The following is a 20,044-nucleotide window of genomic DNA, read 5'->3' as shown; positions in this document are numbered from 1 at the left end:
CTCATGACGTTGCGAGCCGGCGGAGGGGCGGGCGTCGTGCGGAGGTATGCACCAGGTGTGCGACCTCCCCGCGGCCGGCGACTGCTCAGCCGCGCCGGGGCCTGGCTCCTGTCCCGGGTACGCGGGTCGCTGTGGCCGCTGCCGGTGCTGGCGATCGTGGTGGCGGTGGTGCTCGGGATCGGTCTGCCCGCGCTGGACGAGGTCCTCGAGGAGCCCGGGGGCCGGCATCCGCTGACGCTGGCGTTCGGCGGCGGGCCGTCGGCGGCCCGGGACGTCCTGGCCGCCATCGCCGGTTCGCTGATCTCGGTGACCGGGCTGACGTTCTCGTTCACCGTGGTGGCGCTGCAGCTGGCCAGCAGCCAGCACTCGCCGCGGTTCCTGCAGACCTTCGTCACCGACCGGGTGGTGCAGACGACCTTGGCCCTGCTGGTCGGGACGTTCGTCTACGCCCTGACGGTGCTGCGCACGGTGCGCACCGAGGAGTCCGCCGGACCGGCGTTCGTGCCGCGGCTCTCGGTGACCGTCGGGTTCGCCCTCACCCTGGCCAGCGTGGTGGGCCTGGTGCTGTTCCTCGGCCACCTCGCACGGTCCCTGCGGGTCGAGACGATGCTCCGTGACGTCTCCGACGAGGCGCAGCACACCTACGCCCGGGAGCTGCCCCGTGACGAGGACCGCCCCGTCGGCGCGCCGCCGTCCGGCCCGGCCGTCGTCGTCGACGCCGACCGGAGTGGCTTCCTCACGGACGTCGACGGCGCGCGGATCGCGGCCGCGGCGGCCGCCGCCGGCGCCACCGTCGTCCTGGAGCCGCGGATCGGCGACTCGGTCGTCGCCGGTACGCCGCTGGCCCACGTCAGACCTCCGGCGGTGGCAGGCACCGCAGGGCTCGAAGGCGTGGAACGCGCGCTGCATCGCAGCGTGTCCCTGGGCTTCGAACGACGTCCCGAACGGGACGTCGCCTACAGCCTCCGCAAGGTCGTCGACATCGCCGTCCGCGCACTCTCCCCGGGCACGAACGACCCCACGACCGCGGTGCACGCCCTGTCCCACGTCTCCGCTCTCCTCGGTCACCTCGTGACCCACCCGCCCGGGACGAGGGCGTTCCGGGACGAGGCCGGTGTGGTCCGCGTGCTCCTGCCGCAGTGGGACGTGCACGCACTGGTGCGGCTGGGCCTGGAAGAACCACTGCACTTCGCCGAGGGGCAGCCCGCGGTGCTGCGCCGCATCGCCGGACTGCTGCGAGAGCTGGCCTGGCGGGCACCGCGGGATGCCCTCGACCGCGACCTGCGGCGATACCACGACCGCGTCGTCCGGCTCGCCGCCGAGTCGACCGACGTGGACGAGGCCGAAACCGCACGCTGGCGGGAGGAGTTCACCGACGCGCTGGGCGGCCGCTGGGCGCCACGCCCGTGACGCTGCGCTGCGGCCGGCCGTGGTCTCACTCGCCGGCGCCGCGGACGCCGCGCAGGCTCGACCCGTCCCCGAGCTGGGCGACCGGGACGACGCTCAGCGACCCGTCGCTCTCCAGGACCACCGCCGCGATCGACGACAGGTCACCCGCGCCCGAGGCACGAACCGCCTGCCGGACCTCGTCCTCGGTCATCCGCGTCTCCCGCAACGCCGCTGGGAGAACGCAGCCGGATCGGAGGAGCAGGGTGGGTCGGGCCGTCACCAGCCCTCGCCACCGAGGACGGCGCACCGTCGTCCACGCGACGACCGTCTGCAGCAGCGCCAGCAGCACCAGGGCGATGGCTCCCTCGGCCCATGAGACGTCGCTGCTGAGGAGGATGGTGGCGAGGGTCGAGCCCAGGGCCACGGTGACGACCAGGTCGAAGGCGTTGAGCTTGGCGAGGGTCCGCTTCCCCGACAGGCGCAGCACCAGCACCACCGTCAGGTAGGCGCTGGTGCCGACCGCCACGATGCGTCCCAGGTCGGACCACGAGTCGAACCACACGTGCGCGCCCTCCCCTCAGCGCCCGGGCCCGTCGGCCCCGCCCGCCCGGGCGCGCCGGTACAGCACCCGGCCGGGCGCGGAGGTGACCCCGTGGACGACGGTGCTCGACGCCACGACGAGGCCACCCACGGCCAGCACGACCGGGTCCACGGCGAGCCGCTCGGCCTCCAGCGCCAAGTAGAACAGCGCCGACACCCCGATGGGGCCGAACCAGCCAAGGAACACCGCGTCCGCCCGCCTCAGCCCCAGCGGGCGGCGCAGCAGCCACACGACCGGCAGCCGCCGCAGCAGCAGGACACCCAGGACGAGGACCGGACCGCGCCATCCCAGGTCGGCCCACGCGGACCACGGCAGGACGACGCCGAAGGCGACGAACAGCGGGAGCACCAGGAACCGGTTGACCGCCTCGTCGATGGGGACGTCGTCGGTCCGGTCCGGGCCGGTGGCCACGGCGTTGAAGGCGAGCCCGGCGACGAACACCGCGAGGATCCCGTCGACGTGGAGCAGACCGGCCGCGCCCAGGACGGCGTAGGCGAGGACTGCTGTGAACAGCAACCGGGGACCGGCGTCGGTGGAGCCGTGTTCCTCCCCCGCCCGCAGCGCCCGGGCACCGAGCCAGCCGAGGAGGACCCCGAGGACGACCGCGCCGGCGACCTGCCACAGCGACTCGGCGAGCGCCGCCCCGACACCTCCGGCACCGGCGACGGCGACGGCGATCAGGACCACGGGCAGCGCGAGCCCGTCGTTGGCGCCGGACTCCAGGGACAGCACCTGCCGATCGCGGGCCGGGAGGTCCTGCTCGGCCGGACCGCCGGTGACGACGCTGGAGGCCAGGACGGGGTCGGTCGGGCACAGGGCGGCACCGATCAGCGCCGCGGTGCCCAGCCCCACGCCCAGCACGGCCGCCGCCAGCCCCGCGGTCACGACCGCCATCACCGGCATGGCGACGGCCAGGAGCAGGAGCACGGGACGCAGGTTCGCCCGCGCGTTCCGCACGGGGTAGCGCAGGGCCACCGCCATCACCGAGATGGCCAGGAGCAGCCGGGTCGCCGTGTGCAGCCAGGTCGTGTCCTCCGTCAGCGGCGGGGCGTCGACGATCCCGAGCACGGCCGGGCCGAGCACGACCCCCAGCACCAGAGCCAGGACGGGCTCGGACACCGGCCACCGGCGCAGGCGTCCCGACAGGGCGGCGACGGCCAGCCCGAGGGCGCCGGCGGCGAGCAGGACGACGTCGGTGGTCACGGAGCCGCCGCCTCCCGTCGCCCGATCACAGCTGGGGCCGGACGCCGGCCTCCGCGGCCAGTTCCTCCGCGCTGAGCGTCCCCTGCCCGTGGACGGCGGAGCGTCCGGCGCCGTGCCGGCCCAGCGGGAGGACCGTGCGCCGTTCGCTGCCCTCGAGCTCGAGGGCCAGGGCCGCGTACAGCGCGAGCGCGCCCAGCGCCAGCCCCACCCAGCCCGCGGCTGTCTTCCAGACCGTCGAGCCGGTGAGCTCGTAGGCGCCGGTGACGGCGAACCGGATCCCGGCCAGGCCCATGACGGCAGCGGGGACCAGCTTGCTGGCCGCGGCCGAGGCGGCGGGCACCTGCATGGCCACTGCGGCGGTGAGCAGCAGGACGCCCAGCCCCGCGCTCGTCGCCCCCGGCTCGCTGCCGTCGGGGTGCTCCTCGTTGCAGGGCCACTGGATGCCGCTGCCCCCGCGCAGCTTGTCGTAGGACAGGCCCGTGTAGTCGCAGGGACGTCCGCGGCTGCACTCCTTCCAGCCCTCGAACGCGCCCTCCGGGTCCGACCACTTGACCAGCGGGGCCCCGTCCTTGTCCCGCAGGTCCAGTCGCCGCGCGAAGTCGACGAGGATGTCGAGGTCCGGTCGCGCCTCCCCCGGCGGATCCACGGCCTTCTCCGACAGGTGCACGGTCCGGTCGACGTTGGTGAAGGTGCCGGTCTTCTCCCCCCAGGTGGCCGCCGGCAGGACGACGTCGGCCAGCTGTGCCGTCTCGGACAGGAAGATGTCCTGCACGACCAGGAACAGCCGCTCCTGGGACAGGACCGACCGGATACGGGCCAGCTCGGGCAGGGACACCGCCGGGTTGGTGGCGGTGACGTAGAGGAACCGGATCGAGCCCTCCTCGGCGTAGCGGAACATCTGCATCGCGTGGGTGGGAGGCGAGTAGTGCGGGATGTCCAGCGGATCGACGTTCCACACCCGCGCCAGGTCAGCGATGTGGCTGTCGTTGGACCAGTTGCGGAAGGCCGGCAGGTCGCCATCGGCACCCGCCTCACGGGTGTTCTGCGCGGTGGGCTGGCCGTTCATCTGCAGGATCCCGCAGCCCGGCCGTCCGAGCATGCCGCGGATCACGTTGATGTTGTTGACCTGCACGGCCGCGGCGGTGGCCTGGTGTGACTGGTAGAAACCCTGCAGCACCGTCGACATGAGTCGCTCGGCATTGCCGATGAGCCGGGCGGCCTCGCGGATCTGCGCCGCCGGGACGTCGCACACCTCGGCGGCGACCTCCGGCGGGTAGTCGGCCACCCGCTCCGCCAGCTCCTCGAAGCCGACGGAATGCGCCTCGACGTACGCGGAGTCGACCCAGCCGTTCGCGACGATCTCGTGGAGCAGCGCGTTCACCAGCATCACGTTGGTGCCCGGCCGCGGGGCCAGGTGCACGGTGGCCGCCCGCGCCACCGGGGTCTCGCGCGGGTCCACGCAGATCACCGCCGGCGGGTTCGGGCCGGCCAGCCGGTCCAGCACCCGGGTCCACAGCACCGTCTGGGTCTCGGCCATGTTGTGGCCGTACAGGCAGATGACGTCGCAGTGGTCGATGTCGGTGTAACTGCCCGGCTGTCCGTCGGAGGCGAAGGTCTCCTTCAGCGCCGCCGCGGCGGTGGCGGTGCACAGCCGGGTGTTGCCGTCGACGTGGTTGGTGCCGATGCCGCCGTGGGCGATCAGCCCGAGGGTGTAGTACTCCTCGAGGAAGAGCTGCCCGGTCGTGTAGAAGGCGATCGAGCTCGGCCCGCGCTCGTCCAGCAGCTCGCGGCAGCGGCCGGCGACGGCGTCCATCGCGGTGTCCCAGTCCGTCTCCACCAGCTCGCCGCTCCGCCGGATGAGCGGCCGGGTCAACCGGTCCGGGGAGTTGTTGGCCTGCCAGCCGAACAGGTCCTTGGGTCCCAGCCGGCCGTGGTTGACCCGGTCGTCGGCGCGGCCCCGGACACCGACGATGCGGCCGTCCTTGACCGCGATGTCCAGGCCGTCGCCGTTGCTGTGCAGGATCGTCGCCGACTGCACCCACCGGTCGACGTCGTCCTCGGTGAGCCCGTCGGCCAGGTACTGGTCGACCCGCACCGGCCAGGTCTCCCCCGGCCCGTACGGCGTCCGTGTCCCCCACGGCTCGGCGATGCGGTCGATCCGTGGCATCGCGCCTCCTTCCCCGACGTGTCCGGCGGCCCCTCGTGCGGGGCCTCGTCCCGCCTACCCGCGCAGGCCCGACGGGCGCGGCCAGGCTCATGACGGTTCTGTGACATCGCGGCGCTGACCGGCCGGCGCGGGTAGGGCGCACTGGGTCGGTGTCCCGCGGACGTGCACCGGACGTCCGCCACCGACACGAGGAGGAACCCGTGACCGTTGCCGGGCAGATGCTGGAGACGTATCCGGAGGACCTGGGCGGGGTCGACCGCCAGGCGCTGCTGGAGTGCATCGAGGCCTGCGTCGAGTGTGCGCAGGCCTGCACCGCGTGCGCCGACGCCTGCCTGTCGGAGGACATGGTCGCCGACCTCACGACGTGCATCCGCACCGATCTGGACTGCGCCGACGTCTGCGAGGCCACGGGCCGGGTGCTCTCCCGGCACACCGGCTACGACGCGAACCTCACCCGGACCGTCATCGAGGCCTGCGCCGCCGCCTGCAGGGCCGGCCTGCGGCGACGAGTGCGGGTCGCACGCGGAGATGCACGAGCACTGCCGGGTGTGCGCGGAGGCCTGCCGGCGCTGCGAGGAGGCCTGCCGGGCGCTCCTCGCCGGACCGCGCTGACGAGGGCCGGGCGGCGGGCCGCGGGGAACCTCAGCCGCGCCAGTTCACCAGCGCCACGTGACCGCCCTCCGCGGCCACGTGCTCCTCCAGGGAACGCACGGCGTCCACGGCGACGGCGTCCGCGGGCACGCCGCCGAGATCGAGGACGACCCCGGCGCAGCCGCCCTGCCGCAGTGCGTCCACCGTGCCGCGGAGCATGTCCGCGGCACGGCCGTCGAGACGACCGTGGGCACGGATGCGACCGGTTCGGCGGTCGATCGCCTCGGTGAAGGAGGCCGCGCCGGGTGTCGGCGCGACGGTGGCGGCCCCGCGGGACCCGCGGGTGTCCCGACCGTCAGAACGGGTGGCGCTCATCGCGTCGAGCCCTCCTCTCCGCGACCCGGCAGGCACCTCCCGGCCGGTGGAGCTCAGCCTGCTCCGCCCCTCCGGCCGGCCCAACGGGTCGGCGGCGTTCGTCACGAGGTCGTCGCATCGGAGGCCAGACCGGACCGGACCGGATGGGCGCCCGCGTCACCGGTTCGTCACACCCGGCGCCCGCCCGGGCCGGCGTCGATGACGGTCCCGTGACATCCCGGCGCCGTCACGTTTCCTCTGCGCAGACCCGGTCACCGTGCCGGGCGGATCCGTGAACCGGACCAGAGCGTTCCAGGAAGGCTGGTGGAGGGGGAGCCGGGTGAGCAGACTCTCCGACGTGCCCAGATCCGTGCTCATCGTCGAGGACGACCCGAGGGTCCGCCGCATCGTGCAGATGACCCTGCAGCGCGAGGGACTCGACGTCGTCGAGGCCGACAGCGGTGAGACCGGGCTGGAGCGCCTCGGCGAGCGGGACTTCGACGTCGTCCTGCTCGACCTCATGCTCCCGGGCAAGGACGGCTTCGAGGTGTGCCGGGAGATCCGCCGCACCTCCAACGTCCCCATCATCATGGTCACCGCCCGCGGCGACAGCCACGACGTCGTCGCCGGGCTGGAGGCCGGCGCCGACGACTACGTGTCCAAGCCGTTCGTCGCCAAGGAGCTCTCCGCACGGATCCGTGCCCTCGCCCGCCGGACCCGCGTCCCCGAACCACGGGTGCGCATCACCGTCGGGGACCTGGAGATCGCCCCCCAGGAGGGCACCGTGGTCCGCGACGGGCAGCCGGTCGACCTGACGCGCACCGAGTTCCGCCTGCTGTGCGAGCTGGCCGCAGATCCGGGACGGGTCCTCAGCCGGGAGGAGCTCCTCGAACGGGTGTGGGGATACGACTACTTCGGTGACTCCCGGCTGGTGGACGTCCACGTCCGGCGGCTGCGCAAGAAGGTCGAGGAGGACCCCAGCAACCCCAGCGTGGTGACCACCGTGCGGGGCATGGGGTACCGCGTCCCGGGATGACCGCGATCCGGTCCCACCCGGACCTGTCGCTCCCGGCCGACGCCGGCGCCCCCGCGACGCAGGCACCTGCAGCGACCCGGCGCCGGACGGGCCGCTGGCGCACCCTCCGGGGGAGGGCCACCCTCGCCTTCACCGCGGTCACCGTCGTGCTCTCCGCCGTGCTGGCGGTGGCCGTGTGGACCGCGGTCTCCCAGTACCTGCTCGTGCAGCGCGAGAGGAGCACGTTGATCCAGACGGCGGACAACGCCGCACAGGTGCAACGGGCTCTCGGCACCGAGGGTCTCAGCGTGCCGCAGCTGCTGGCCGCGCTCCCCCGGGAGACGGGCTCGGTGTCCCTGTACGTCGACGACGGCGAGTGGGTGACGACGTCGCTGCTCGTCGGACGCGACGACGTCCCCGCCGTGCTCGCCGAGACGGTCGTGGACGGCACCCCGGCCCGGCAGCGGATCGAGGTGCACGGCAGCACGGTGATGGTGGTCGGCATCCCGCTCGCCGGGCTGGACGAGGCCTACTTCGAGGTGTTCCCCCTCGACGAGCTCGACCGGACCTACCGCGTCCTCGGCGTGGTGCTCACCGTGGCGGTCATCGGCCTCCTGCCGCCGCTGTTCCTGGTGGGCTGGTGGATCACCGGCCCGGCACTCCGGCCGCTGCAGCGCATCGCCTCGGCCGCGGGGGCGATCGCCGGAGGCGACCTGTCGGCCCGCATCGATCCCCGTGGGGACCCCTCCCTGACGCCCATCGCCTCGTCGTTCAACCGGACCGCCGCGGCCCTGGAGGCGCGGGTCCGGGCCGACGCCCGGTTCGCCGCCGACGTCAGTCACGAGCTGCGCACGCCACTGACGGCGATGCTGGGTGCGCTCGACCTGGTCGAGGGCAGTGGTGTCCACCTGCCCCCCGACGGCCGGGAGGGACTGTCCCTGCTGCGCGCGGAGGTGGTGCGCTTCGAGCGACTGGTGGCCGACCTGCTGGAGATCTCCCGCGCCGACGCGGGCAACGCCGACCTCGCCGTGGAGGAGGTCCGCCTGGCCGCCCTGGTGGAGGAGACCCTCGCCCGGCGCAGGCTCGCCGGCCGGACGACCCCCCGGCTCGACATCGGCGAGGATGCTGCACGGGCGGTCATCCACGCCGACAAACGCCGGCTCGAGCGGGTCCTGGGCAACCTGATGGACAACGCCGACAAGCACGGTGGCGGCCTGACCGGCGTCACCGTCAGCTGTGGGGACGCCGTCGTCCGCGTCCTGGTCGACGACGACGGCCCGGGGGTCCCGGAGGAGGAGCGCAGCCGCATCTTCGAGCGGTTCGCCCGGGGCAGCGGCAGCATCCGCACCCGGACGGAGGGGGCGGGCCTGGGCCTGGCGCTCGTGGCGCGGCACGTGCAGGCGATGGGCGGCACCGTGACCGTGGACGAGAGCCCGTCCGGTGGCGCCCGGTTCGCGGTCGAGCTCCCGGTACGACTGGTCCGATGAGGAGCCCGAGCGGTGCCGTACGGGCGCTCACGTTGCTCGTCGCTGCCCTATTGCTCGCGGGGTGCGGGGTCCGCCCGCAGGACGACCCCGAACCGGTCACGCCCGTGGCCGCGCCGGCGCCGCAGGCCGGGGACGGCTCCGATGCCGCGGGGCCGCGGCTGATCGTCTACTTCGTGCGCGGCGCCGAGCTCACGCCCGTCGAGCGGCGCACCGACGCGGCCACGACCGCGTCAGCCCTCGACGAGCTCGTGGAGGGGCCGTCCCGGGCCGAGGTGGGCAGCGGGATCCGGACCGCCCTGGCGCCCGAGGTGGTCGGCGTGGAGGACGTCGGCCCCGAGGGCTCTGCGACGGTGGCGGTGACCCGCGGGTTCGCCGGGATCACCGGCGGCAACCAGCTGCTCGCGGTGGCACAGGTCGTGTGGACGCTCACCGACCTGCCCACCGTCACCGGCGTCCGCTTCGTCGTGGACGGCGTGCCCGTCGAGGTCCCGACCGACGCCGGGCTCAGCGACCGGCCGGTGGACCGTGACGACTACCGGTCGGTCGCGCCCGCCGAACCGAGCCCGCCCTCCTCCCCCGCGACCTCCCCCGCGACGGACGACGGCACCCCCACGCCCCGCTGACCCGAGCGACGACCGCGTCACGCCGCCAGCGGTGCGGGCGCCTGCATGACGAGGTGATGACATCTCGCCCGGGCAGGTGAGGACGGGCAGCCCGCGGAGCACGTCCCCGGTCGACGGCGCACTCCCCACCCCGGACGGAGGACCCCCATGGCGGCCAGCGGAGTCCGGGTGTCGTCGGGGACCCACGGCCTCGGGTCCGCTCTCCTGCGCGCCCTGCGGCCGGTCGCGGTGGTCGTCCTCGCACCGCTGGTCGTACTCGGTGCACTGCTGTCGCCCGGACCGTCCCTGGCCGTCGGGGCGGCCTTCGCCGCGCTCGCGGGTGGCTCGGTCCGGCTGCTGCACCGGGCGTCGATCCCCGACCTGCCGCCCCTGCCGCACCCGGCCCTGGTCGCCGCGCACGCGGCGCTCCTCCCGGCGGCCGTCGCGGGAACCGCGGCCCTCGGCCTGCTCCCCTTCGGCCTGCTCGCCGGCGTCCTGGCACCGGCGATCGCCATCGGCTGGTGGGGCGGGTCGGTGTGTGAGCCGGGTCCGCACGCGTCCGTGCCGGCCGTCACCCCGCAGCCGGACGCGGAGTCGGTGCACGACTTCCTCCGCTCGCTACCGGTCGACGTCCTGCTCGCCGAGTGGCGCGACCTGACCGGCATGGGCCCGTCCCGCGACGAGGACAGCGGCGTCCGGCACGCGTGGCGGTGCATGCTCGTCGCCGAGCTGCGCCGGCGCGACCCGGCCGGGACGAGCCGGTGGCTGTCCGAAGCCCCAGGCGTTCCGCCCGACGGATACGTGCAGGACACCACGGACGGGCCCCGGTGAGAGCGCCGTCGGCCACCTCGTCCTCCGCGTCCCGGCCGACGTTCCCCTCCCGGTCGGCGGCCGCAGGCTCTCCGCCTCCCCACCGGGCGCCGACCGCGAGGCCGATCGCCGCAGCCGGCACCGCCGGGCCGTTCGGTGACGGGAACGGCGGTCTCTTGCTGATGTCCGGGCGCCGACCGGACCCCCGGCCGCGCAACCGGACCGGAGTCACTCCCCCAGCGCGGTGACCACCGTGAGCAGAGCGGCGTAGAGCACGAGTCCGGTGAGGAACCAGGGGTAGCTGGATCGCCCGGTGGCCGGCAGCTCCTCCTTGAAGACGTTGAGCAGGATGGAGCCGCCGAGCAGCGCGGTCAGCACCGCGACGAGCAGGGCGCTCGTCGGCGCGAAGAAGGCGTCCAGCAGCCACCCCACGACGAGGGCGGCGGCGAGGACCAGCCGGCCGGAGCGGGCGAAGCGCTGGGGATAGTGCTCCTCCAAGGACCGGTCGGTCAGCACGAAGTGCAGTCCCATCGCGACGGTGAAGAGCAGGGCGAACGCCAGGCCCGTGCGTAGCCGCAGGGCCATCGTGTAAGTGATCAGGACGTTGTAGACGGTGAACGCCCCGAGGTGCAGCCAGTAGACGCCGGCCGGCTCGTCCGCCCGCAGCGGTTGGCCCTGAGGCGTGCGCGAGGGGGCAGGTGCCCGCCGGTCGGCCAGCCGCTGGAGGCCGTAGAACGCCGCGAAGCCACCGAGAGCCACCAGGAAGACGCCCAGGTCGACCAGCGGCGTCGGCGTCACCACGTCACCGAGAGCCTCCCCGACCGCCTCGTTGCCCTCCGCGATCTCCGGCAACAGGTGCAGGAAGACGTAGGCGACGGCGAGCCCGCCGGCGAAGGATGCGGTCGCCCGCTCGGGCACCAGCGGCAGCCACCGGATGCGCGGCGCGGCCAGGTGGAGTCCGGCCAGCAGCACCGCCAGCACGAGCGCACCGACGACGCTCTGGGTGGTCGTCAGCACACCGTCCACGGCGCGCTCCGACCGCCCTCAGTCCTCGTCGAGCAGGTTGACGTCGACCGCGGCGATGTAGGGGCCGTCCTCGAAGACCGCGAAGCCCTCGTCGACCAGGTCGACCCCGAGGTCCTCCTCGACCTCCGGCAGGATGAACGTCCCGACGTCGCCGGTGACCTGCGCGGTGTAGCCCGGCAGCAGCGTCACGCCGTTCATCGTCGGTCGGGTGACCAGGGTCGCCATGTCGCCCTGGCCGATCACGAAGGCCTGCGGGTCGAGCACCTCGACGATCTCGCCCCGGACCGTCACCGGTTCGTCGGTGAACGCCCCGGGGTCGTCGAAGAAGGCGACGGTGTCGTCCTCGTTGGGTGCCTCGGCGATGTCCTGCTCGGAGGCGTCGTCCTGCAGGTCGTCGAGGTCACCGAGGTCTTCGGCGCCTTCTTCGTTGATGTCCTCGAGCGTCGTCCCCCGGTCCTGCTGGTCGTCGCCACAAGCGGTCAGGCCCAGGCCGGTCGACACAGCGATGGCCGCGGCGGTGAGCACTCGGCCGGTCCGGGATCGGATCGTGGCCATGGGTCCTCCTCGGTCGGTGTGGGAAGCGGTCGGCGAGCGACGCACCTGGGGTGGTCATCGGCTCGGCAGGGGGCTGCCCAGCGCACGGGCCACGTCGCGTTCCCGGCCGGCTTCGTCACACGCTCGCAACGACGGGGATGGGCTGGGTGACGGGGCTGTGACCACAGCGGGACCGACGCGTCGCCCTCACCTGGTCATCGACCGCCGAGACGACGGCTACCGACCCCTCGGCCGGCCCGCGTGCGGGGAGGGGCACCGCATCGCATCGACGGCGGTCGCACCGGCCGCGCTCCACCCGGGCGTGCCCGGAGCGCGGGAGGAGGGCCCCGCCGTCACCGTCCTCGACCCGGACAGCGCAGGACATGCGGACTCCCCCGGCGGTCACACAGCCGTCACATCCCCCCTCCTGATCCCGCCGTGGTGTGACAGGCCGCTGACGACTGCGGCGACCAGAGGTTGCGGTGCCCGTCGAGGGGTGACGGTGGAAGCGCCGGTCCGGCGCCTCTCCCTTCGCCGGACCGGCCCCGACAGGACGACGACCAGAGGTGAACGCGGTGCTCCCCGTCGACAACACCCGCCCGGCCCGGACGGCCGGGGCCGGTCCCCGTGCTCCAGCTGCCTGCCGGCGTGCCGGCAGCCTCCTCGCCGGCGTCCTGGTCGCGGCGACGCTCGTCGCCTGCGGCGATGAGGGTGGCGGCGACGGTGCCCCGACGCTCACCTGGTACACCAACCCCGACTCGGGCGGGCAGGCCGAGATCGCGCGCCGGTGCACCGAGGCCGCCGACGGCGCCTACGAGATCCGCACCTCCCGGCTCCCCCGCGACGCGAACGCCCAGCGCGAGCAGCTGGTCCGCCGGCTGGCGGCCGAGGACGACTCCATCGACCTGATGAGCCTCGATCCGCCGTACATCCCGGAGTTCGCCCAGGCCGGCTTCCTCGCCGACGTGCCCGAGGACGTCGAGGACCGCGTCACCGACGGCGTCGTCGAGAGCGCCGTCGAGGCCTCGACCTGGGACGGGGAGGTGGTCGCCGTGCCGTTCTGGGCCAACACCCAGCTGCTCTGGTACCGCACATCCGTCGCCGAGGCCGCCGGCCTCGACATGTCCCAGCCGGTGACCTGGGACCAGATCGTCGACGCCGCCCAGCGGACCGGCACCGACATCGGCGCCCAGGGCGCCCGGGCGGAGTCGCTGACCGTGTGGCTCAACGCGCTCATCGAGTCTGCCGGCGGCTCGATCATCACCGAGCACGCCGAGGACCCCGGGCGGATCGAGCTGGGCCTGACCTCGGACGCCGGGGTGCGCGCAGCCGAGGTGATGAACGCGGTCGCGACCTCGGGCGTCGCCGGGCCGGCGTTCTCCGGCGAGAACGAGGACGCCTCGGCCAACGCGTTCGAGGGACCCGACGGCGGGTTCATGGTCAACTGGCCGTTCGTCTGGCCGCGCGCCCTGACCGCCGTGGAGGCCGGCACGCTCGGCCCGTCGGTCCCGGCCGACTACGGGTGGGCGATGTACCCGCGGGTGAACGCCGACGACCCCGCGCGCCCGCCCTACGGCGGCATCAACCTGGGCGTGAGCGCGTTCAGCCGCCATCCCGACCTGGCGTTCGACGCGGCCGAGTGCATCGTCTCCGACCAGAACCAGGCCTACTACTTCATCACCAACGGCAACCCCGCCTCCTCCGCCGCGGTCTACGACGACCCGGAGGTGATCGAGGCGTTCCCGCAGGCGCCGCTGATCCGGGAATCCCTCGAGCAGGCCGCTCCGCGACCTCAGACCGCCTACTACAACGAGGTCTCCTTCGGCATCCAGCGCACCTACCACCCGCCGGAGGCTGTCGTGCCCGGGGTGACCGGCGAGCAGGCGACCGCGCTCATCGAGGCGGTGCTCGCCGGGGAGCAGTTGCTGTGATCGCGTGAGAGGCCTCCGGTCGTCCTCGCGATCGGCGCCGACCCGCACCCAGCCAGCGACCTCCGGGCCCGTCGGAGCTCGACCCGCGTCCGCGACTGCCGAATCCGGTCCGATCCCGGACGATGTCCTGCTACCCCCGGCCCTCGGTTGTCTGCGGCACCGACCGCACGATCGCGACGGGAACCTCGCCGAGGCGTACCCCGGCGAGGAGCCCTCGTCTCGGTCACGAGTCGTCGAGCAGGGTCCCGATGACGCCGGAGGGCAGCGTGCTGTTCCGCCGTCTCGTCGTCCATCTCGTCCGCTGCCGCACGCGCGACGGGCGGGCACCGATACCCCCGGCCACACTCACCTGGGCGGGGTCCGCGGCGAGCCGCCGCCGGGTGGAGTGGGCCGGTGCACCCGACGCCGGCGTGTTCGGCAGCAGCCGGGGCACTGGCACGAGCGACCGCGGCTGGGCCGGACGGGCTGATGACTCCGTGAGTGCCGCTCGCTGGCACCCGGAGACGCTGCGTCCGGACCCGGAGGCCGCGGACCGGTCATCGTCCTGGCGGACCGTCCGTCGGCCCCGTGTCCACGTCGAGCCTCCGCCGGCCATCTCCACCCAGGTCTCGCGGACAGGCCGACCAGTGGTCGGTCGGCAGGGCTCCAGCCACGAGATCCGAGACAGCCCTGGCCACGACGGGACATGCGCGCAGTCCGCGGTGAGGATCCGACCGCCGGCACCGGCGAACAGCGGACGCTCACCAGCGCCGCCCTGGCTCCCGTCGCGCGAAGCGTGAGGCCACGTCGCGTCGTCCGCTCCACGGCCACCGTCCGCGCCGCGGGTCTGCCGGCCGGACGGGTCCTGTGCTGCGGGGCCATTACAGCTCCGCGACAACGGCGCGACATCCCCTGTCCGCCTCGCCGTCCGGGGCATCCGTGGACCGCGGCCGCCGTCGGACACACCGCGACCCGCCACTCTGGAGGAGCGACCATGGCTGTGACCACCGTCCCGGGAACCGTGGACGCCCGTCCGCCGGCCCGCGCCATCGGCGGGGCCGACCGCCTCGGAGTCGGACAGGACGCCTGGCGACGGGGGCACTCCCCGAAGGCCGCGCCGGCCGGTGTGTCGGAGTCGCCGGGGGATGCATCCGGTGACCTCCTCCGGGAGGCGTGGCGGCCGGGGACGGCAGAGCCGGTCGCCATCCACGTCCGGCCCGAGCTGTGCGCTCGACTCCTCGAGGACCGCCGCACTCCCCCACGGCGTGCTCCTGCGCCGGCTCCGGTGCGGCCACGCAGGCCGGTTCCTCTCGTCGTCGACGACCGGATCCCCACCACGCCCGGCTTCGAGGTGCACCGAGCGGCTCCCGATGCCAGGACCGGCACCTCCTGGACGGGCACCGTCTCGGCGATCCTGCTCGTGCTCGACCCGTCCGGGGAGTGCCGGTCCCTCCCCCATCCGGCGGGGGGCGCCCCTGCGGCCGCCGCCGCGGCAGACGTGACGCCGGGCTGCCCCGTCCCCGCCGGACCAGGACCCGAGCACCGAGGGCACCGGTGATGGACGGGGACCGTGGCGCACCGAACCACCACCACGAGGACCCGCGGAGCACGGGCCGATGGCTCCGGGTGGGGCTCCTGGTCCTGGGCCTGGCCCTCGGTGGGCTGCTCGGCGCGGGCATCACCACCCTCGCCGGGGACGACACAGCCGGCGACGACACAGCCGGGACGGTCGCCGCGCCCACCGCCACGGCGGACGTCCCCGGGCAGGACTCCTCGCCGGGCCCCGAGGGGCAGGTGAGCATCTCCGTGGCCTGCCTGCGCGCCGTGGAGGCCGCCGAACGGGCCTACGTCGCCATCGAGGACCTGGGCAGCGCCCTGCTCGCCCTCGATGCGGGGCGACTCGACGCGGTCGTCCACGAGCTCCAGCCACTCCGGGACCAACTGGAGCGGGATCTGGCCGCCTGCCGGGTCGACATCCCGCGTGGCGAGAGCGCCACCGACCCGACCCGCCTGCCGTCGACCCCACCGGCGCCATCGGCACCACCCGAGCCGTCCTCCGCGGGCGCCTCGCCCACCGGGTGACCTCCTCGTCGGGGCGATGACCCGGCCGACCGGCCCCCAGGCCGACGTCGTGCCCGGAGTGTGCCGTTCCCCACCCGACCATCCCGGGCCGTCCGGGGCTCTCCCCTGGGGGTCGTGATGTCCCAGCAGCACGGTGCCGCGCCGTCCCCGAGCCGGCTGCGCCGGTTGGTGCACCTGCCCGGTCGGGCCCTGCGGGTCGCCGTCGTGTGGGCGCGCTGGCTGGTGATCGGCGCCTGGGTCGCGGCCGCGGTGGTCGCCACCGCTGTCCTCCCCGGGGACGGCGACGGCGGCGGCGGTGACATCGGCAGCCTCCTGCCGGCCGACAGCCCGGCGGTCGCCGTCCTGGAGCGCTCCCTGGCCGAGTTCCGCGTCCCTGCCCTCTCCGAGACCTCGGTGGTCGTGCACGACCCGGACGGCCTGGACGTCCTCACCCGTGCCGACGTCGCTGTGCACGCCCTGGCCACGACCCAGGCCTCGATGCGGGACCCGGCAGGACCCGGCCGCACCCGCGTCGAGGCAGCGGTGCCGGTTCCCACGGCCACCCCCGAGACCGCGGTCACCTACCTCTACACCACCGAGGGCATCGCGCTCGAGGACAGGGTCGAGCTGGCCGAGCAGTACGCCGCGCACTTCGCCCGGGACCCGTCCGTGCAGACCTACGTCACCGGTGTCGTCCCGGCGCAGGTCCGCCAGGTGCACCACCTCGAGTCACGACTGCACCTGTTCGAGATCGCGACCCTCGTGCTCATCGCCGTCGTGGTGGCCCTGACCTTCCGGTCCGTCGTCGCCCCCGTGGTGGTCCTCCTCGTCGCCGGCATCGGGTACCTGGTGACGGTCCGGCTGCTGGAGTTCCTCGCCGGGGTCCTCGGGTTCGCGCTCCCCGACCAGCTGCGCCCGCTGACTGCGGCGCTGCTGATCGGCGTGGTGACCGACTACTGCGTGCTGTTCTTCACCGGGTTCCGGTCACACCTCGAGCGCGGCCTGCACCGCATCGAGGCCGCCCGGTGCACCCTGGCCACCGAGGGCCCGATCGTCACCGTCGCCGGCATCACCGTCGCCGGCGGGACGGCCGCCCTGCTGGTGGCGGACTTCCAGCTGTTCCAGGCCTTCGGACCGGCCCTCTCGCTCACCGTCGTCGTCGGCCTGCTGGTCTCCCTGACCCTGGTGCCGGCGCTGCTCGCCGTGCTCGGCAGGACCCTGTTCGCCCCTCGTCGGATGGCGACGGCCCGCGGCTCCGCCCCCGGCACGTCCTCGCGCCGAGCCAGTTGGCTGGTCCGTCTCGTCGTCGACCGGCGGGGTGCGGCCGTGGCGACCCTGCTCGGCGGGACGCTGCTGGCCCTGGCCGCGCTGCCGGTCCTGCACATGCGCCTCGACGTCTCCTTCGCCTCCGGTCTGCCCTCCGGCGATCCCGTGCAGCTGGGGGCCGAGGTGCTCCAGGAGGCCGGCATCCGCGGGGTGGTCGCGCCGACCGAGGTCCTCCTCGAGGGAGTGGACGTCACCAGCCAGCGGACCGCCCTGGATGCGCTGCAGGCGGCCATCGCCGAGCAGCCCGGAGTGGCCCAGGTGCTGGGCCCGGCACAGAACCCGGTCGACGACGAGTTCGGCATCTTCCTCGCCGAGGACGGGGACGCGGCACGGTTCGTCGTCATCCTCGACAGCGATCCCCTGGCCGCTGATGCCCTCGCGGACCTGCGGGAGCTGCGGGACCGGCTCCCCGACCTGCTGCTCGAGGCCGGGGTCGACGACGCGACCGTGGCCGTGACCGGTCAGACGGTGATCGCCGCGGAGCTCGTCGAGCTGACGCGCGAGAACCTGTGGCTCATCCTGGCCGCGGCGCTGGTCGTGGAGCTGGTGATCCTCACGGTCTACCTGCGCGCCCTGGTGGCACCGGTGGCGTTGCTGACGTGCAGCGCGCTGGGCGTCGCGGCCGCGGTGGGTCTCACGGTGCTCGTCTTCCAGGACCTCCGGAACGATCCGGGGCTGACCTTCTACGTCCCCTTCACCACGGCGGTCCTGCTCCTGGCCCTCGGTTCGGACTACAACGTCTTCGCGGTCGGGGCGATCTGGGAGCGGGCCGCCCGCCATCGCCTGGCGCGGGCCATCGCCTTGGCCCTTCCGGCCACCGGCCGGGCGATCAGCGCCGCCGGGCTCATCCTCGCCGCCACGTTCGCGATGGTGGCGATCATCCCGCTCGCCTCCTTCCGCCAGGTGGCCTTCACGATGGCCGTCGGCCTCCTCATCGACACCTTCCTCATCCGGCCCGTTCTCACGCCCGCGATCCTCACGCTGCTGGGATCGACCGCCGGCTGGCCCGGTCGGCGCATCCGCACCGCGCACCCAGCAGGGGAGCCCCCGCCGGGGGCCGTGGCGGGAGCGGTGACGCCTGAGCCGGTGCCCGGCGCCCGGTGACCGATCCGATCGCCGGGTGCGGACCTGAGAGCACGACCCCGGCGACGCGATCGCTGAGGGTCCGCCGTCGGTTCCACGACCGTTCCGGGCGGGGACGGCGGCAACGGACCGCCAGGTGCCGACGGCGCCGTCCGCACCGGGAGGAGCGACCCCCGCTGGCCCCGGTCGCGCCATCGGCGGGCTCGAGACGTCGCCGAGGGCCCGCGGCGGTGACTGCCGATCACCTCCAGCCGCGGCGCCGTCACCTCGGTGTCACACCGCCGCGGATCCCGGCGGGGGCCGCTTGTCAGCTCGATGACGACCCGTCGTGGTCCGAGTCGGGGCCGTCGGGCCGTGGGCACGGTGGACGTGCAGTCGTCGATGCCGGATCCGAGCCGGCAGGAGGAGCAACCATGCGCACGACCCCGACCACGCCCAAGAGCGTCCGCGTCGCCGTCGCGGCGTTCGCCGCCGTCTCGACCGTGGGACTGTCCGCGTGCAGTGACACGGCCGGATCGGAGACCGGCACCGACGTCGAGGACGTCGTCGAGGAGGAGTCCGCCGTCGCGGAAGCCTACGAGGGCCCCTACGACACCGACTTCCACGAGGGTCTCGGCGAGTACACCAGCGAGCAGGTCACGCTGTCGGCCGACGTCGACGAGGTCATCACCCCCGAGGCGTTCACCATCGCCGGCGCCGACGACACCACCGTGGACTCGCTGCTCGTCGTCGGCGCCGCCGGAGACGCCCAGCTGTCGCCGGAGACCACCGTCGAGGTGACGGGCACGGTGCAGGAGAGGTTCGTGATCGCTGAGGCCGAGGAGGACCTGGGGGTCGACCTCGACGACGCGCTCTTCGCCGAGTGGGAGCAGGAGCCCTACGTCGTCGCCGACGACGTGGAGGTCCTCGAGAACGTCGACTGACGAGCCCCTCACCACGCAGGCGCGCCGCCGGGCCGGGCGGCGCGCCTGCGGTCGCACGGAGGAACACCGACCGGAACCCGTGGAGGACCGACGATGCGACACGACCTCGCCCCGCGCACCACCTCGGCGGACACCGCCGGGATCGGCCGCTTCGGCGTGCGCGCCGTGCTCGGCTGGGCCGCCGTCGCCGTCGGTCTGGTCCCGTTCCTGCTGCTGTGGCTGCTGGTGCAGCGCTCGTGGGCGCCACTGACCGCCCTCGATGGCGAGGTCGTCCGCGCGCTCAACGAGGAGGTGAGCCGATCCCCGGCGCTCGTGACGACGCTCTCCGCCGTGACCGACCTGGGTGGCACCGGGACCGCGGTGCTGCTGCTGGTGCTCGCCACCGTCTTCCTCCTGATCCGCCGGCGACGGCGGCTGGCGGCGTTCGTGGCGACGACGGGGCTGGGGCTCGGGGTGCTCGGCCCGGTGACCAAGGCCGTCGTCGACCGGGCCCGGCCGGTGGTCGAGTCGCCGGTCGTGCAGACGCCGTCCAACGCCAGCTTCCCCAGCGGGCACGCCATGACCGCCCTGGTGACGTGGGGAGTGCTCCTCCTCGTCGCCCTGCCGGCGGTCCGGCGCCGGACGCGGCCGTGGCTGGTCACCGCCACGGCGCTCCTCGTTGTGGGAGTCGGGTTCACCCGCCTGGCCCTGGGGGTGCACTTCGTCTCCGACGTGCTCGCCGGCTGGGCGCTGGGTGCCGGCTGGCTGGCCGTCACCGCCGCGGCCTTCCGGGCCTGGCAGCACGACACCGGGCGGTACCCCCACCAGCCCCTCGATCCGCTCGAGGTCCCTCCCGAGGAGGCGGCCCACCTCACCCTCGCCGGCCGGCCGGGGGGGGGGGGGGGGGGGGGGGGGGGGGGGGGGGGGGGGGGGGGGGGGGGGGGGGGGGGGGGGGGGGGGGGGGGGGGGGGGGGGGGGGGGGG

17 protein-coding genes and 1 pseudogene are annotated in these 20,044 nt (G+C 74.3%); 12 read left to right on the top strand and 6 right to left on the bottom strand.

From position 1 onward, the window contains the following. Window positions 1-57 precede the first annotated feature (57 nt). Complete coding sequence (locus ACI79V_RS14820; RefSeq protein ID WP_456890425.1) at window positions 58-1,410, top strand: DUF2254 domain-containing protein; 1,353 nt, start codon at window positions 58-60, stop codon at window positions 1,408-1,410. A 25-nt stretch (window positions 1,411-1,435) separates the two neighbouring features. Here ACI79V_RS14820 and ACI79V_RS14815 read toward each other — a convergent pair whose 3' ends face one another. Genes ACI79V_RS14815 through ACI79V_RS14805 form a run of 3 tightly spaced genes read right to left on the bottom strand, consistent with a single transcriptional unit; the run spans window position 1,436 to window position 5,360 of the window. Next, window positions 1,436-1,951, bottom strand: coding sequence for a DUF421 domain-containing protein (locus ACI79V_RS14815; RefSeq protein WP_456890424.1), 516 nt, complete (start codon window positions 1,949-1,951; stop codon window positions 1,436-1,438). A gap of 15 nt (window positions 1,952-1,966) precedes the next feature. Further along, window positions 1,967-3,193 carry a cation:proton antiporter domain-containing protein gene (locus ACI79V_RS14810; protein WP_456890423.1) on the bottom strand — a complete coding sequence of 409 codons (1,227 nt, stop codon included), beginning with the start codon at window positions 3,191-3,193 and terminating at the stop codon, window positions 1,967-1,969. Window positions 3,194-3,218: 25 nt separating this feature from the next. After that, entirely contained in the window at window positions 3,219-5,360 is a 2,142-nt protein-coding gene (locus ACI79V_RS14805) for a molybdopterin-dependent oxidoreductase (RefSeq protein WP_456890422.1), read from the bottom strand. A 218-nt stretch (window positions 5,361-5,578) separates the two neighbouring features. Between ACI79V_RS14805 and ACI79V_RS14800 the strand changes: the two are divergent. Continuing rightward, window positions 5,579-5,740 (top strand): annotated as a pseudogene (locus tag ACI79V_RS14800) (four-helix bundle copper-binding protein); the annotation flags it as partial. A gap of 148 nt (window positions 5,741-5,888) precedes the next feature. Then, window positions 5,889-5,972, top strand: coding sequence for a four-helix bundle copper-binding protein (locus tag ACI79V_RS14795; protein WP_456890477.1), 84 nt, complete (start codon window positions 5,889-5,891; stop codon window positions 5,970-5,972). A gap of 30 nt (window positions 5,973-6,002) precedes the next feature. Here ACI79V_RS14795 and ACI79V_RS14790 read toward each other — a convergent pair whose 3' ends face one another. Continuing rightward, window positions 6,003-6,326, bottom strand: a complete 324-nt coding sequence (locus ACI79V_RS14790; protein WP_456890483.1) for a hypothetical protein — start codon at window positions 6,324-6,326, stop codon at window positions 6,003-6,005. Between the two features lie 337 nt (window positions 6,327-6,663). Between ACI79V_RS14790 and ACI79V_RS14785 the strand changes: the two genes are divergently transcribed. The 4 genes from ACI79V_RS14785 to ACI79V_RS14770 all read left to right on the top strand — a co-directional run bounded on the left by ACI79V_RS14785 (window position 6,664) and on the right by ACI79V_RS14770 (window position 10,240). Further along, entirely contained in the window at window positions 6,664-7,341 is a 678-nt protein-coding gene (locus ACI79V_RS14785; protein WP_456890421.1) for a response regulator, read from the top strand. Beyond that, window positions 7,338-8,807: a sensor histidine kinase gene (locus tag ACI79V_RS14780; RefSeq protein WP_456890420.1), complete on the top strand. Its 1,470-nt coding sequence runs from the start codon at window positions 7,338-7,340 to the stop codon at window positions 8,805-8,807. The genes ACI79V_RS14785 and ACI79V_RS14780 overlap by 4 nt, the downstream gene beginning before the upstream one ends. 104 nt (window positions 8,808-8,911) lie before the next feature. Further along, on the top strand, window positions 8,912-9,430 hold the full coding sequence (locus tag ACI79V_RS14775) for a GerMN domain-containing protein (protein ID WP_456890419.1): 519 nt from the start codon (window positions 8,912-8,914) through the stop codon (window positions 9,428-9,430). A 147-nt stretch (window positions 9,431-9,577) separates the two neighbouring features. Then, window positions 9,578-10,240 carry a hypothetical protein gene (locus tag ACI79V_RS14770; protein WP_456890418.1) on the top strand — a complete coding sequence of 221 codons (663 nt, stop codon included), beginning with the start codon at window positions 9,578-9,580 and terminating at the stop codon, window positions 10,238-10,240. A 207-nt stretch (window positions 10,241-10,447) separates the two neighbouring features. Here ACI79V_RS14770 and ACI79V_RS14765 read toward each other — a convergent pair whose 3' ends face one another. Further along, entirely contained in the window at window positions 10,448-11,245 is a 798-nt protein-coding gene (locus tag ACI79V_RS14765; protein ID WP_456890417.1) for a hypothetical protein, read from the bottom strand. A gap of 18 nt (window positions 11,246-11,263) precedes the next feature. Further along, the gene (locus ACI79V_RS14760) at window positions 11,264-11,800 is read right to left on the bottom strand and encodes a hypothetical protein (protein ID WP_456890416.1); all 537 of its coding nucleotides are present in this window, start codon (window positions 11,798-11,800) and stop codon (window positions 11,264-11,266) included. A 554-nt stretch (window positions 11,801-12,354) separates the two neighbouring features. Here ACI79V_RS14760 and ACI79V_RS14755 point away from each other — a divergent pair. The 5 genes from ACI79V_RS14755 to ACI79V_RS14735 all read left to right on the top strand — a co-directional run. After that, a complete protein-coding gene (locus ACI79V_RS14755; RefSeq protein WP_456890415.1) occupies window positions 12,355-13,710 on the top strand; it encodes an extracellular solute-binding protein in 1,356 nt (451 codons plus the stop codon). Window positions 13,711-15,315: 1,605 nt separating this feature from the next. After that, window positions 15,316-15,771, top strand: a complete 456-nt coding sequence (locus ACI79V_RS14750; RefSeq protein WP_456890414.1) for a hypothetical protein — start codon at window positions 15,316-15,318, stop codon at window positions 15,769-15,771. 117 nt (window positions 15,772-15,888) lie between these two features. After that, entirely contained in the window at window positions 15,889-18,180 is a 2,292-nt protein-coding gene (locus ACI79V_RS14745) for an MMPL family transporter (protein WP_456890476.1), read from the top strand. 392 nt (window positions 18,181-18,572) lie between these two features. After that, on the top strand, window positions 18,573-19,082 hold the full coding sequence (locus ACI79V_RS14740) for a hypothetical protein (protein WP_456890413.1): 510 nt from the start codon (window positions 18,573-18,575) through the stop codon (window positions 19,080-19,082). Between the two features lie 93 nt (window positions 19,083-19,175). Further along, window positions 19,176-20,044, top strand: an 869-nt coding sequence (locus ACI79V_RS14735; RefSeq protein WP_456890412.1) for a phosphatase PAP2 family protein, incomplete at its 3' end; no start/stop codon positions are given.

Source organism: Geodermatophilus sp. SYSU D00700 (assembly GCF_054050255.1).
This window is presented reverse-complemented; position numbering and strand designations above follow the sequence as displayed.